The sequence below is a fragment of the Pseudomonas sp. BN417 genome (assembly GCF_029871205.1).
Lineage (GTDB): Bacteria > Pseudomonadota > Gammaproteobacteria > Pseudomonadales > Pseudomonadaceae > Metapseudomonas.
In genome coordinates this window covers 18547-32174 of sequence record NZ_SSOJ01000126.1, presented here as the reverse complement: position 1 = coordinate 32174, position 13628 = coordinate 18547, and the positions used below count along the sequence as shown (strand labels likewise).

The 13628-nt window shown below is 67.5% G+C and carries 10 protein-coding genes; 6 read left to right on the top strand and 4 right to left on the bottom strand.

Features of this window, described 5'->3' with window-relative positions; genetic code table 11:
* Nucleotides 1-313: 313 nt before the first annotated feature.
* From E8F11_RS16270 to E8F11_RS16260, 3 genes are read right to left on the bottom strand one after another with little or no spacing between them, the layout of a single operon-like run.
* Nucleotides 314-1192: a metal-dependent hydrolase gene (locus E8F11_RS16270; protein WP_280289873.1), complete on the bottom strand. Its 879-nt coding sequence runs from the start codon at nucleotides 1190-1192 to the stop codon at nucleotides 314-316.
* Nucleotides 1193-1202: 10 nt separating this feature from the next.
* A complete protein-coding gene (locus E8F11_RS16265; protein WP_280289872.1) occupies nucleotides 1203-2966 on the bottom strand; it encodes an SDR family oxidoreductase in 1764 nt (587 codons plus the stop codon).
* Nucleotides 2963-3835, bottom strand: coding sequence for a M24 family metallopeptidase (locus E8F11_RS16260; RefSeq protein ID WP_280289871.1), 873 nt, complete (start codon nucleotides 3833-3835; stop codon nucleotides 2963-2965). Before E8F11_RS16260 ends, E8F11_RS16265 begins: the two co-directional genes overlap by 4 nt.
* Before the next feature lie 263 nt (nucleotides 3836-4098).
* Between E8F11_RS16260 and E8F11_RS16255 the strand changes: the two genes are divergently transcribed.
* Nucleotides 4099-4905 carry a MerR family transcriptional regulator gene (locus tag E8F11_RS16255; protein ID WP_280289869.1) on the top strand — a complete coding sequence of 269 codons (807 nt, stop codon included), beginning with the start codon at nucleotides 4099-4101 and terminating at the stop codon, nucleotides 4903-4905.
* Nucleotides 4906-5078: 173 nt separating this feature from the next.
* Here the strand turns inward: E8F11_RS16255 and E8F11_RS16250 are convergent, their stop codons facing one another.
* On the bottom strand, nucleotides 5079-8558 hold the full coding sequence (locus E8F11_RS16250; protein WP_280289868.1) for a PAS domain-containing hybrid sensor histidine kinase/response regulator: 3480 nt from the start codon (nucleotides 8556-8558) through the stop codon (nucleotides 5079-5081).
* Nucleotides 8559-8809: 251 nt separating this feature from the next.
* Here E8F11_RS16250 and E8F11_RS16245 point away from each other — a divergent pair, with 251 nt between their 5' ends.
* From E8F11_RS16245 to E8F11_RS16225, 5 genes are all read left to right on the top strand, one after another.
* On the top strand, nucleotides 8810-9379 hold the full coding sequence (locus E8F11_RS16245) for a GNAT family protein (RefSeq protein ID WP_280289867.1): 570 nt from the start codon (nucleotides 8810-8812) through the stop codon (nucleotides 9377-9379).
* Between the two features lie 3 nt (nucleotides 9380-9382).
* Nucleotides 9383-10225, top strand: coding sequence for an AraC family transcriptional regulator (locus E8F11_RS16240; protein ID WP_280289866.1), 843 nt, complete (start codon nucleotides 9383-9385; stop codon nucleotides 10223-10225).
* A 36-nt stretch (nucleotides 10226-10261) separates the two neighbouring features.
* Nucleotides 10262-10993: an AzlC family ABC transporter permease gene (locus tag E8F11_RS16235; protein ID WP_280289865.1), complete on the top strand. Its 732-nt coding sequence runs from the start codon at nucleotides 10262-10264 to the stop codon at nucleotides 10991-10993.
* Entirely contained in the window at nucleotides 10975-11304 is a 330-nt protein-coding gene (locus tag E8F11_RS16230) for an AzlD domain-containing protein (RefSeq protein ID WP_280289864.1), read from the top strand. The genes E8F11_RS16235 and E8F11_RS16230 overlap by 19 nt, the downstream gene beginning before the upstream one ends.
* A gap of 162 nt (nucleotides 11305-11466) precedes the next feature.
* Complete coding sequence (locus E8F11_RS16225; protein ID WP_280289863.1) at nucleotides 11467-13554, top strand: TonB-dependent siderophore receptor; 2088 nt, start codon at nucleotides 11467-11469, stop codon at nucleotides 13552-13554.
* Nucleotides 13555-13628 lie beyond the last annotated feature (74 nt).

Below are 13628 nucleotides of genomic sequence, written 5' to 3'. Positions count from 1 at the left end.
AGGTTGTGGCTGAGTGAAACGAAGCCCAACGTTTCCGGGCGGGTTCGGTGTTGGGCTTCGCTGTGCTCTGCCCAACCTACGGCAGCCCTTCGGGCTGCTGGAGCGGGCGGCGGGGTTGCCGCTGCTGGATGAGCAGGTGGAAGGCTGAGCTTCCGTTCGCAGAGTCACCGTAGGTTGTGGCTGAGTGAAACGAAGCCCAACGTTTTCGGGCGGGGACGGTGTTGGGCTTCGCTGCGCTCTGCCCAACCTACGGCAGACCTTCGGTCTGCTTGGCGAATGAATTCGCCCCTACAGGAAAAACGCCCCAATCCGCTCAGACAGCCTCCGCCGCCCTTTGCGCCGCAGGCGAACTGGCCAGGTAGTCCAGCGCCACCTGCAGATCGCCCTCGGTACTGGGATGGAAGCCCGGCTTGAAGTAGCGCAGCACCGCGCGACCGATGCTGCCCACCGGCGGTAGCAGGTCGCGCTTGCCCAGAGCGTGCCAGAGCCTGAGGAAGCCCGGACGGTAGCGGGTCGCCGGGTCCTGGCGCATCAGGGTGCGCATGGAGCGGCTGAACAGGAAGATCAGCGCGCCACTGGCCACCAGCATGTAGAACCAGCGCATCGGCATGCTGCCTTTCAGGTGCACGTGCAGGTCGTGGGCCACGCAGCGGTGTTCGACTTCTTCGGCGCCATGCCAGCGCAGGAGGTCGAGCATCACCGGGTCGGCCGCGTCCAGGCTGCGGGTGGTGATGATCCAGTTGCCGAGCACGCAGGTGAAATGCTCCACCGCGGCGATCAGCCCGACCCGTTGGCGCAGCCACCAGGGCTGCAGGCGGCGGGTGAGGGCGTTTTCGCCCAGGGGGTAGTCGCAGAGCACCTTCTCGAACAGCCAGTAGATGCCCTTGGTGAAGGGCGAAGGGTCGATGCCGTGGCGCTCCAGGTAGGGAACCAGGGCGCTGTCGTGGGCGCGGGCATGCTGGGCCTCCTGGCGCACGAAGCCGCGTACGTCCTCCTTCAGGCGTTCGTCGGTGATCAGCGGCAGGGCCTTGTTGTAGACCCGGCAGAACCAGAATTCCCCGGCCGGCAGAATCAGGTGCAGGGTGTTCATGATGTGCGAGGCCTCTGGCTCGCCGGGGACCCAGTGCAGCGGGGTGTCGGCGAAGTCGAAGCGCACCTTGCGTTGTTCCAGGCGGTGATGCTCGTGGCTCATCGTTTGTTCCTCAGGCGGAAAGGTTCAGGCGTGCCAGCAGGCGCGACAGCCAGGGGGCGAAACGCCACTGGGCGACGCTGAGGTGGGCCTCGCTGCCCACCGCCTGCACCGGCTTGTTGCGCTCCACCGCCTGGGCGATGCGCATGGCCACGGTTTCGGCGCTCAGGTTGCGGCGCCGGTAGAGGCGCTGCACCTTGGCCTTGCGCCGGGCCTCGGCTTCGGCGTCGAGGCCGTGGAAGCGAGTGGCCTGGATGATTCCGGTGTTGACCAGCCCCGGGCAGATGGCGGTCACTCCGATGCCTTTTCCGGCCAGCTCGGCGCGCAGGCATTCGCTGAGCATCAGCACGGCGGCCTTGCTGGTGGCGTAGGCGGCGTAGTTGCGCGAGGGCACGAAAGCCGCGGCCGAGGCGATATTGACGATGTGCCCGCCCTTGCCGGCCTCGATCATCTGCCGCGCGAACAGGCGGCAACCGTCGATCACGCTCCAGAGGTTGACCCTGAGCAGGCGCTCCCAGTCTTCGGGGCGGGTGTCGAGCATGGCCCCGGCCATGCCGATGCCGGCGTTGTTGATCACCAGGTCCGGGCAGCCGAATTCGGTTTCCACCGAGGCGGCGAAAGCCTCCATCTGCGCGCTGTCGCTGACGTCCAGCTGCCGGGCCCAGGCCTCGGCGCCCAGGGCACGGGCCAGTTCGGCGCTGCGCTCGGCGGCGGCCAGGTCGATGTCCGCGGCCAGTACGCTGGCACCGCGCTCGGCGAATTCCAGCAGGGTGGCGCGGCCGATGCCGCCGCCCGCACCGGTCACCAGCACCAGCTTGCCGGCGAAGCTGCCGCCGCCGGGGCGTACCCTGGCCAGGCGCAGGGCGCGGCTGGCTTCACCGCCTTCAAGATGCTCGACGAATTCCCTGATCCAGCCGGCCAGGCGTTGTGGTTCGGCCAGCAGCTGCCAATGTCCGGCGGCCACTTCGCGGCGCCACAGGCGCGGTGCCCAGTGGTCGAGTTGCTGGAACAGCTGCGGACGGACGAAGCGGTCGCGGGTCGGCACGATCAGCTGCACCGGCACCTGGGTCGGCCGTTCGCGGGGGCGGAACAGGCTCTTGATGAAGTTGGCGCGGTAGAGCTTGACCCCGTGCTGGCCATCGGCGGCTTGGGTGGGATTGGGCTGTGCCTGGCGGACCCCTTCCACTCGGCGCAGCAGGGTCGGCCAGGCACGTGCGAGCCCCGAGTGCCAGAGCAGTTCCGGCAGCAGCGGGGTATGGAAGAAAGCGATGTACCAGGAGCTGAGCAATTGGCCTAGCACCCGGCCCAGGGCGCGCGGGCGCTTCTCCTTGAGGCGTGCGCGCATCCAGTGGCCGACATGGTCGAGGCAGGGGCCGGAGACGGTGGTGTAGGAAGCCAGCAGCGGCTGGATGCGCGGCTCGGTCACCGCTTCCCAGGACTGGATCGAGCCCCAGTCGTGGGCCACCAGATGCACTGGGCGCTCGGGGCTGGCCGCCTTGATCACCGCTTCCAGGTCGTTGGCCAGTTTTTCCAGCCGGTAGTCCCGCGTCTTGCGCGGGATATCCGACGCGCCGGCACCGCGTACGTCATAGGCGACTATCTGGTAATCGGCGGCCAGCTCGCGCACCAGTGGCAACCAGACCTCATGGCTGTCGGGGTAGCCGTGCACCAGCAGCAGGGTCGGGCCGGCGGCGTTGCCCCAGCGGTAGGCGGCCAGTTCCACGCCATCACCCTTCACGGCGATACGCTGGGGCTCCAGTCGCAGGGGCGAGTTCATGCCGCCACCTGCTTGTCGGCGGCCTGCTGGCGGGCCTGCCAGCGGCGGACATGGGGCAGGTCGTCATCCAGCCACCAGGCGCCGTCCTCGGTCACCACCAGCAGCTCTTCGAACTTGGCGCCGACGCCACGCAGTCCCAGGTGCGGCTCCACCGCCCAGAGGCCGGGCGTTGGCGGGTGTTCCGAGCGGCTGTTGCTCGACCAGAGCGGCGACCAGCCCTCGCGGCGGCCTGTGACCAGGGCATTCTTCGTCAGGGTGTAGATATTGCGCAGGCCGAAGCGGGCGATGGACGGGCCCCGTTGGCGTTCGCCGAGTTTCTCCACCCGGTGGGCCAGCACCTCGAAGGGGTAGGCCTTGTGGCGCGGCAGGGTGCCCTGGCGCGCGCAAAGGCTGTCCACCGCCTGGCTGACGCGGGCCAGCGGCAGGCGCTGGCGCACCAGGTCAAGGATGAGCTGGCGGTGGTCCATCAGGTCGTCAAGCAGCCGTTCCACCAGCAGGTTGCTGCCCAAGGCACCGGAGTAGCCGATATCCGCCGTGTAGGCGCCGAGGGTGGGGGCGCAGTCGAGGATGAAGGGCATGCCTTCCTCCAGCCGCTGCTTGCCCGGATAGAACGCCAGGTTGAACCCGCCCAGGTGACGCAGGCCATCGAAGCCCTTGAAGGCGGTGCGTGGACCGAACCAGGCGAAGGGCTGGTGGAACCAGTCGCGCACACCGTGATCCTGCAGCCAGGTCTTCATCAGCGCGGCGGCTTCCTTCTCGCTGATGCCGGGCTTGAGTTCGCCGGCGATGGTCTGCGCACAGCGATAGGCCAGTTGCTGCACATTGCGGAACTCGGACAGGTCTTGGGCGGTGAGGGCAGGGGCAGGCATGCACGATCTCCGGTATTGGGACTGTTACATCAATCGATGTCACAGTCATTCTTGAACGGGAGATCGGCCCTTGGCCAGACGTCGAGGCTGCCCGTCGTGGCCGCTGTTACCGCGTTACCCGACAAGCGAAAGGCTTGGATTAGAGCGGCTGAGTGGGGTTTTCAGCGCCGTCGTGAAAAGGAGCCGGGGGCAAGTCCAGCCATTGGTTGGGCCAAGGAGGACGCTGTTGTTGGGGTGAGAGGGGCGGGGCTATGATCCGGCCCATGAAAAATGTCCCCTCCTTCCTCAGCAAGCTCCTCGACCAGGCCGCCGATGCGCCGGCGACGGATGCCGAATACACGGTGGATGAACTGGCCCGCGAGGCCGGCACCACGGTGCGCAACCTGCGCGCCTACCAGGACCGCGGTTTGCTGCCGCCGCCGGAGCGGCGCGGGCGGGTGGGCATCTATAACGGCGGACATCTGGCGCGGCTGCGGCTGATCGGCCAGTTGCTGGAGCGTGGCTACGGCATCGCCAGCATCCGCGAACTGCTGGAAGCCTGGGAGCAAGGCCGCGACCTGGCCCATGTACTGGGACTGGAGCAGGCCATAGTCGGCGCCTGGAACCAGGTGGAGCCGACCCGCCTGGGCTTCGACGAAGTGCAGGCGCTGTTCGGCGCCGACCTGACCGACGACAACATGGACCGCGCCCGTGAGCTGGGCCTGATCGAGTTCGCCGGCGACCACCTGCGGGTGCTCAATCCCCGGGTGTTCGGCGCCGGGGTGCAGCTCTACCGCTCGGGGATTCCGCTGGACGTGCTGCTGGACCAGTTCGCCGCCATCCGCCGTCAGGTGGAACCGGTGTCGGCCGGCATCGTGCGGATGATCGTCCAGCACCTGGTCAATCCGCTGCTCTCCGGCAGCCTGCCCCATGTCCGCGAACTGGACGAGCTGAACCGCCAGTTGCTGGCCCTGCGCCCCCTGGTGGAACAGGTGGTGGACAGCGAACTGGCCCGTGGCCTGCAGCTCTCGGCTAATCAGGAGCTGGGCGAGCGGGTGGGGGAGTTGCTCAAGGGCTTTCTCAAGCGCTGAGCCCTCAGCTGCAAACCGTAGGGAGAGCGCTCTTCTTTCCACCCTCCCGGGGGTAGCCCGCCACGCGGATATTCACCCGACGGAACCGAGGCGCCGGCTCGATGGGTATCGCTCCGCTCCACCCATCCTACGATCCAATGAATTCGCTCCCACCAGTCAGGGGCGACATCCACTCAACGCAGGCTCACGTGCCGGCTGATCAGGGCGCGAAGGGCCGCCGGCTTGACCGGCTTGGCCAGGTAGTCGAGGCCGGCGGCGTGGACTTCGGCCACCAGTTCGGCGCGGCCGTCGGCGCTGATCACCACGCCGGGCAGGGGCTCACCCAGGCGGGTGCGCAGCCAGGCCATGAGTTCGGTGCCGGTTTCGCCCTCGTCCAGGTGGTAGTCCACCAGGGCCAGTTGCGGGCGCACGTCCTCGGCCAGCAGGTGTTCGCATTCCAGGCGGTTGCGCGCGGTCCAGACCTGGCAACCCCAGCGCGACAGCAGGCTGTGCATGCCGGTGAGGATACTGTCCTCGTTGTCGATGCAGAGCACCTGGGTGCCGGCCAGGGCCTGGCCATTGATCTCCGCCTGCTTCTGCACCACGGGTGAGGGTTGCTGGACGCGTGCCAGCGGCACGGTGACGCTGAATACGCTGCCCTTGCCCGGCCAGGAACGCACTTCCAGCTTGTGGCCGAGCACCCGGCAGAGGCCGTCGGCGATGGCCAGGCCCAGGCCCAGCCCCTTCTCGGCGCGGGTCTGGTGGCTGTCCAGGCGCTTGAACTCTTCGAATATCACCTTGCGCTTGTCTTCGGGGATGCCCGGGCCACGGTCCCAGACCTCCAGGCGCAGCTGGTTGCCCTCGCGCCGCGCGCCCAGCAGCACTCGGCCCCTGGCATAGCGGAAGGCGTTGGTGAGGAAGTTCTGCAGAACCCGGCGCAGCAGCTTCATGTCGCTGTCGACCCGCAGCTTGCTGCCGCGCAGGCGGAAGTCCATGCCCTGTTCCTGGGCCAGCACCTTGAATTCGGCGCCCAGGGTATCGAACAGCGAAGCCAGCGGGAAGGCGGTGCGGTCAGGGGTGACGCGGCCGCTTTCCAGGCGCGAGATGTCCAGCAGGTCGGCGATCAGGTCCTCGGCCGAGCGCAGCGAGCTGTCCAGGTGGCTGACCAGTTCGCGGGCCTCGCCGGGCAGGGCATCCTGCTGGTGGCCGAGGGCGGCGGAGAACAGCCGTGCGGCGTTCAGCGGCTGCATCAGATCATGGCTGACGGCGGCGAGGAAACGGGTTTTCGACTGGTTGGCCGACTCCGCTGTGCCCTTGGCCTCGATCAGCGCCTGGTTGAGCTTGGACAGCTCGTGGGTGCGTTCGGTGACCCGCTGCTCCAGACCTTCGTTGGCGTCCTTGAGGTCGCGCTCGGCCTGGCGATAGGCGGTGATGTCGGTGAAGCTCATGACGAAGCCGCCGCCGGGCATGGGATTGCCGATCAGCTCGATGACCCGGCCGTTGGGGAACAATCGCTCGGAGGTGTGCGGCCGGCCCTGGCGCATCCAGTAGAGGCGCCGGGCCACATGGGATTCCACTTCGCCGGGGCCGCAGAGGCCGCGCTCGGCGTTGAAGCGGATGATGTCGGCGATCGGCCGGCCGACGCTGATCAGGCCGTCGGGATAGTCGAAGAGTTCCAGGTAGCGTCGGTTCCAGGCCACCAGGCGCAGGGACTGGTCGACCACGCTGATGCCCTGGGTGATGTTCTCGATGGCGCCCTGCAGCAGGGCGCGGTTGAACTGCAGCACCTCGGAGGCTTCGTCGGCGATGCGCACCACGTCCTCCACCTGCATCTCGCGGCCTTCGATGGCGGCCTTTACCACGGCCCGCGCGGAGGAGGCCCCGAGCACGCCGGCGAGCAGGCGCTCGGTGTGGGTGATCCAGTCCTGGTTGGCGTTCTGTTCCGGGTTGAAGCTGATCCCCGAACGGTAGGCGAAGCGGATGAAGCTCTGCCGTGCGCGCTCTTCGCCGACGAAGCGCGAGGCGAGCATCAAGAGGTCATTCACCTGCACCGCCAGCAGCGAGCGGGAGCTGGTGCGGGCCGAGACCTGCTGGCCGATGAAGCGGCTGGCCTGCCAGTGCTCGGAGACACGGGTGCGGGAGAACACCGAGACCCAGGCGAAGAGAATCCAGTTGCCGGCCAGCGACAGGACCACGCCCTGGGTCAGGGGCTCGATCGGCAGATCCAGGGGGTTGTTCACCAACCAGGCCAGGCCGGGGAAGTTCTCCAGCGGCCAGCCCAGGCCGCGGGCCACCACCGGCAACACCAGGGTATAGGCCCAGAGGGCGGCGCCAGCGGCGAGGCCGGCGAACACGCCGCGGCGGTTGGCCTGCTTCCAGAACAGAGCGCCGATCATCGCCGGGCCGAGCTGGGCGATGGAGGCGAAGGCGATCTGGCCGATGGTCGCCAGGCTCGCGGTGGAGCCCAGCAGGCGGTAGCTGACGTAGCCCAGCAGGATGATCACGACGATGCTCACCCGGCGCACCGAGAGCATCCAGTGACGGAACACCTCGAAGGGCCGCTCGGCGTTCTGCCGGCGCAGCAGCCAGGGCAGCAGCATGTCGTTGGAAACCATGGTGGACAGTGCCACGGCTTCCACGATGACCATGCCGGTGGCGGCCGAGGCGCCACCGATGAAGGCCAGGAGCGCCAGGGCAGGGTGGGCCTCGGCCAGCGGCAGGCTGATGACGAAGGAGTCCGGGATCACGCCGCTGGGAAGCAGCATCTGCCCGGCCAGGGCGATGGGCACCACGAAGAGCGCGGCCAGGGCCAGGTAGATGGGGAAGACCCAGCGCGCCTGGCGCAGGTCCTTCGGCTCGATGTTCTCCACCACTGTGACGTGGAACTGCCGGGGCAGGCAGATGATGGCGAGCATGGCCAGACCCGTCTGCACCAGCATCGAGGACCAGTCCAGCGACTGCGACCAATAATGCTCCAACTGTGGGGCGCTGCGGGCGCGAGTGAAGAGGTCGTCGAAACCGTCGAACAGGCCGAAGGTGACGTAGGCGCCCACCGCGAGGAAGGCCAGCAGCTTGACCAGCGACTCGAAGGCGATGGCCAGTACCATGCCGCGGTGGTGCTCGGTGGCGTCGAGGTTGCGCGTACCGAAGAGGATGGTGAACAGGGCCAGGACCAGGGACACGATGAGCGCCGTGTCCTGGGCGCGGGTGCCGGCGGATTCCGCGCCCGAGCCGATCAGCAGGTTCACCCCGAGGACGATGCCCTTGAGCTGCAGGGCGATGTAGGGCAGCACGCTGACCAGGCAGATCAGCGCCACTACCACCGCCAGGGACTGCGACTTGCCGTAGCGCGCGGCGATGAAGTCGGCGATGGAGGTGATGTTCTCCTGCTTGCTGATCAGCACCATCTTCTGCACCACCCAGGGCGCCACCAGGAGCAGCAGGATGGGGCCGAGGTAGATGGGCAGGAAGTTCCAGACCTGCCCGGCGGCCTGGCCGACCGCACCGAAGAAGGTCCAGCTGGTGCAGTAGACCGCCAGTGACAGGCTGTAGACCCAGGCGCGCATGCGTGGCGACAGCGGCGCGCTGCGGCGGTCCCCATAGAAGGCTATGGCGAAGAGGACGGCCATGTAGAGGAAGGCGACCGTGGCGATCAGCCCGCTGGACAACGACATTGCAACTCCCGGGTAACACGCTGGCGGGTCAGATCCGCCGGATTCGACTCCCAGCAGTTTCGCACCAAAGCCGTCAGTTCGTCAGGCAGCTGCGACCAAGGTCGCAGGCGCTCTTGAGCCCCCGCCCCGGGGCTGCTAGCGTGCTGCTTCGCCCGCGCCGTTCCGTTCGTCTCGCGCGGGGTCCTGCACGGCACTTCCGCTTCCCGCGACGTTCTCATCCGGCAGGGTTCTTTCGCCTGAGGAGGGCGCAGATGTTCAAGCCACAACCGGTCACACTGCAGCGCGGCGCCCTGCGCCTGGATCCGCTGTCTGAGGCCGATATTCCGAGCCTGGTGACCCTGGCCGAAGCCAACCGCGATGCCCTGATCTACATGAGCGGCCCGCTGCGCCCCGACTGGTATCGCCAGGGCCTGGCCGCCCAGCGCGAGGAGCAGGCGGTGGTCTTTGCCATCCGCCTGGGCGACAGCCTGGTGGGTACCACGCGCTTCGCTGACTTCATGCCCAACCTGCCGGCCGCCGAGATCGGCTGGACCTGGCTGGCCAGCGGCGAGCACGGCAGTGGCCTGAACGCCTCGATCAAGTACCTGATGCTGCGCCACGCCTTTGAGGAGTGGCAGTTGGTGCGCATACAGCTGAAGACAGCCGCCAGCAACCTGCGCTCCCAGCGCGCCATCGAGAAGCTCGGCGCCCAGCGCGAAGGCCTCCTGCGCAACCACCGCCGCCTCGCCGACGGGCGCCTCGACGACAGCGTGCTCTACAGCATCACCGACCGCGACTGGCCGGAGGTGAAGCAACGCCTGGAGGCGCTGTTCAGCGCATAGGCCATGGGCGAGCCCCGGGAGAACGCCCATTTCTGGCAGGCCGGTCATCTGGGTGGCCTGGAGCTGCTGTCCGCGCGCTACATCGAGCATCGCTTCGCCCCCCATGTGCATGACGGCTACGCCATCGCCGTGATCGAAGCCGGCGCGGAGCGCTATCGCTATCGCGGCGTCGATCACCTGGCGCCGGCCGGCAGCCTGGCGCTGATCAACCCCGATGAGGTGCACACCGGCTCCAAGGGCGATGACGAGGGCTGGCGCTATCGGGTGTTCTACCCGGAAGCCGCGCAGGTTCGCGCCGTGCTGGACGAGCTGGAGCTGCCGGTTACCGGACTGCCGGCCCTACGTGGCAGCGTGCACCGGGACCTCGACCTGGTGCAGGGCTTTCTCAGCCTGCATCGCCTGCTGGAAGGGCAGGCCAGCGCGCTGGAGCAGCAGACGGCCTGGCGTGAAGCCCTGCTGGCGCTGTTCCGCCGCCATGCGCAGTTGCCGGAGCCCGGCATGCCCGGTCGCGAGTCCAAGGCTGTGCTATGTGCCAAGGATCTGCTGCGCGAGCGCCTGGCCGAGCCGCCGTCCCTGGAGGAGCTGGCCGCCGCGGTCAGCCTCTCGCCTTTCCATTTCGCCCGCACCTTCCGCCGCGCCACCGGCCTGCCGCCCCATGCCTGGCTCAAGCAGCAGCGCCTGGACCAGGCCCGCGCGCTGCTCAAGGTCGGCTGTGCGCCGGGCAATGTGGCGGCGCAGCTGGGCTTCGCCGACCAGAGCCATCTGACCCGGCAGTTCAAGCAGGCCTATGGGGTAGGGCCGGGCGAATACCGCAACGCCTGCGCAAGATCGTTCAAGACGCCTTGATGGCCAGGCGCTAGTCTGCCGGGACAAGGAGGCCCCATGTCCCGTTCCGCAGAATTCGTCCACGGCGCCCGCGACATCGTTCCGATGATCGTCGGCGCCATACCCTTCGGCATCATCTTCGGCACCCTGACTGGCGGTGCCGGGCTGTCCGCCTGGCAGGCCATGGGCATGTCGCTGCTGGTGTTCGCCGGCTCGTCGCAGTTCATCGCCATCACCCTGCTCAGCGGCGGCGCCGGGGCGGCGGTGGTGCTGCTCACCACCTTCGTCGTCAACCTGCGCCACGCCCTTTACAGCGCCACCCTGCAACCCTTCGTCCGCCACCTGCCGGCGCGCTGGCGCATGCCGCTGGCCTTCTGGCTGACCGACGAGGCCTTCGCCGTCGTCCAGCACCGCTACGCCGAGAAGGACGACTCACCGCACAAGCACTGGTACTTCTTCGGTGCGGCCCTGGCCATGTACCTGAACTGGCAGCTGTGCACCCTGGTGGGGGTGATCTTCGGCCAGGCGGTGCCCAACCTGGCGGCGTGGGGGCTGGACTTCGCCATGCTCGCCACCTTCATCGGCATCGTGGTGCCGATGCTGCGCAACCGGCCCCAGGTGGCCGCGGCGCTGGTGGCCGGCGCCGTGGCGCTAGCCTGCCAGGGTTTGCCGTACAAGCTGGGGCTGATGGCCGCGGCCCTCTGCGGTATTGCCGTGGGCGTGGTGCTGGAGCGCCGCTATCGACTCGATCTGCTGGGGGAGGACATCTCATGCAAACCTGGAGCCTGATCATCGGCATGGCGGCCATCACCTTCGCCATCCGCTACAGCCTGTTCGCCTGGCCCAACCTGAGCTTCCCGCCGGTGGTGCGCCAGGGCCTGCACTACGTGCCGACGGCCGTGCTCACCGCCATCGTGGTGCCCGGCATGCTCATGCCCGATGGCGAGCATTTCCACCTGACCCTGGACAACGCCTACCTGCTGGCGGGCCTCGGCGCCATCCTGATCGCCGCGCTCAGCCGCCACCTGCTGGCGACCATTCTCGGTGGCCTGGTGCTGTTCTTCCTGCTGCGCTGGGCCCTGGGGCAGTTGCCGATCTAGCGTGCCGGGGAGCGGTCGACCCGCTCCCGCGGCGGAGCGCGCTTATAAGATCCAGCTTGGAAAAAAGTTCTATTTGTAAATCATTCGTATATGCGCTTGACATGGCTTCACGTATAGTTGCGCCCCTTTCTGGCCGGCCTTGGCCATTCCTGGGGGCAAGTCATGCAGTCTGTCATCAAGCTTTCTCGCCTGGCGCTGGCTATAGCGCTGGGCATCACCTCGTACGCCGGCGTCGCCGCCGAAACCATGGAGCTGGGTAACGTCGAAGTCGTCGGCGATTGGCTGGGCGAGGCCAAGAACGAGGATGTGAAGAACCACCCCGGCGCGCGGACCGTGATCCGCGAGCAGACCATCAAGGAAAGCGGTGCCAGCAACGTGCGCGAAGTGCTGCGCCGGGTACCCGGTGTGCAGGTGCAGGACAGCAACGGCACTGGCGGTAGCGATATCTCCCTGAACGTCGGCGTGCGCGGCCTGACCTCGCGCCTCTCGCCGCGCTCCACCATCCTCCAGGACGGCATACCGCTGGCCGTGGCGCCCTACGGCCAGCCGCAGCTGTCCCTGGCGCCCACCTCGCTGGGCAACATCGAGTCCATCGACGTCGTGCGCGGCGGCGGCTCGGTGCGCTACGGCCCGCAGAACGTCGGCGGCATCATCAACTTCGTCACCCGCGGGATTCCCGAGGAGATGGTTCGCGACCTGAGCTTCCAGACCGAATCCGCGCCGGCCCAGGGCGGCTTCTACAACAAGAGCAGCGCCTTCATCGGCGGCACCGCCGACAACGGCCTGGGCATGGCCCTGCTGTACTCCGGCGTGCGCGGCGACACCTATCGCGACCACAGCGATACCGAGATCGACGATGTGATGTTGAAGGCCAAGTACCAGCTCAGCGACATCGACGAGCTGTACGGGAGCCTGCAGTACTTCGAGGCCGACGCCGACATGCCCGGCGGCCTGACCGCTGCCGAGTTCGAGGACGACCCCTACCAGTCCAGCCGGCCCTTCGACCGCTTCGACGGTGAGCGCAAGCAGGCGGTGCTGAAGTACACCCGCACCCCGGACTCCGACCGCACGTTCGAGATCACCACCTTCTACAACACCAGTTCCCGTGGCAGCACCCTGACCAACGGCAACCCGCAGAAGATGACCTGGCTGCGCAAGTTCCCCCGCGAGTACGAAGTGTTCGGCATCGAGCCGCGCTATTCGCAGATATTCCTGCTGGGCGAGAGCAGCCACGAAGTGGGCGTCGGCTATCGCTACATGGAAGAGGACTCCCAGGAGAAGCGCTACGACCGCAACTTCGCCGCTGGCGCCAATCCCTGGAGCGTGCAGAAGCGGCTGGCCACCTACAACACCGCCGCCACCGAGGCCCATGCCGCCTACATCGACGACCGCATCGACATCGGCAAATGGACCATCACCCCCGGCGTGCGCTACGAGCAGGTGCGAGTGACCTCCGACAACCACCTGACCGGCGACCGCCGCGAGCAGCGCTTCAGCGAGCCGTTGCCATCGCTGAACACCATGTATCACCTGTCCGAGGCCTGGAAGCTGTTTGCCAACTACAACACCTCGTTCGGTAGCATCCAGCACATCCAGCTGTCTCAGGACGACGACAACCTGACCGCCGAGAAGGCCCATACCTATGAGCTGGGTACGCGCTACGACGACGGTATCTGGACCGCCGAGCTGACCTACTTCCACATCCTCTTCGAGGACCAGTTGGAAATCGTTCCGGGTTCCCAGCCGAGCGCCTGGGCCAACGCCGGGGAAACCCGCCACCGTGGTTTCGAGATGGCCGGCAGCTACGAGTTCGCCGCCCTCGACCCGCGCCTGGCCGGACTTTCCGCCTACGCCTCGCTGGCGCTGACCAAGGCTACCCGCGAGGAGGGCGAGAACCAGGGCAACGACCTGCCGTTCTATTCCCGCCAGGTCGCCACCCTCGGCCTGCGCTATGCCACCGGTCCCTGGACCTGGAACCTGGACGGCTACGCCCAGTCCCGCCAGTTCGCCGACTCGGCCAACACCCGTCCGGAAAGCGCCAACGGTTCCCTCGGCGAGATTCCCGGCTACGGCTTCTGGAACGGCCGCGGCGAGTACGCCTTCGGTCCGCAACTGGCGAACCTGAAGGTGGCGGTCGGGGTGAAGAACATCTTTGATCGCCAGTACTACACCCGCTCCACCGACAACAACCTCGGCAAGTACCTGGGCCAACCGCGGACCCTGTACCTGCAGACCAGCGTGGCCTTCTGAGGCTCGAGCGGGTTGAGAAGGGCGCCTTTTTGGGCGCCCTTTTTCATTCAGGGCAGGACGTAGGGTGCGCTGCG

Excerpts from the sequence above, each read along its gene's own strand:
- E8F11_RS16270 (WP_280289873.1), bottom strand. The coding sequence starts at position 1,192 with ATGAGCCACGAGCATCACCGCCTGGAACAACGCAAGGTGCGCTTCGAC.
- E8F11_RS16265 (WP_280289872.1), bottom strand. The coding sequence starts at position 2,966 with ATGAACTCGCCCCTGCGACTGGAGCCCCAGCGTATCGCCGTGAAGGGT.
- E8F11_RS16260 (WP_280289871.1), bottom strand. The coding sequence starts at position 3,835 with ATGCCTGCCCCTGCCCTCACCGCCCAAGACCTGTCCGAGTTCCGCAAT.
- E8F11_RS16255 (WP_280289869.1), top strand. The coding sequence starts at position 4,099 with ATGAAAAATGTCCCCTCCTTCCTCAGCAAGCTCCTCGACCAGGCCGCC.
- E8F11_RS16250 (WP_280289868.1), bottom strand. The coding sequence starts at position 8,558 with ATGTCGTTGTCCAGCGGGCTGATCGCCACGGTCGCCTTCCTCTACATG.
- E8F11_RS16245 (WP_280289867.1), top strand. The coding sequence starts at position 8,810 with ATGTTCAAGCCACAACCGGTCACACTGCAGCGCGGCGCCCTGCGCCTG.
- E8F11_RS16240 (WP_280289866.1), top strand. The coding sequence starts at position 9,383 with ATGGGCGAGCCCCGGGAGAACGCCCATTTCTGGCAGGCCGGTCATCTG.
- E8F11_RS16235 (WP_280289865.1), top strand. The coding sequence starts at position 10,262 with ATGTCCCGTTCCGCAGAATTCGTCCACGGCGCCCGCGACATCGTTCCG.
- E8F11_RS16230 (WP_280289864.1), top strand. The coding sequence starts at position 10,975 with ATGCAAACCTGGAGCCTGATCATCGGCATGGCGGCCATCACCTTCGCC.
- E8F11_RS16225 (WP_280289863.1), top strand. The coding sequence starts at position 11,467 with ATGCAGTCTGTCATCAAGCTTTCTCGCCTGGCGCTGGCTATAGCGCTG.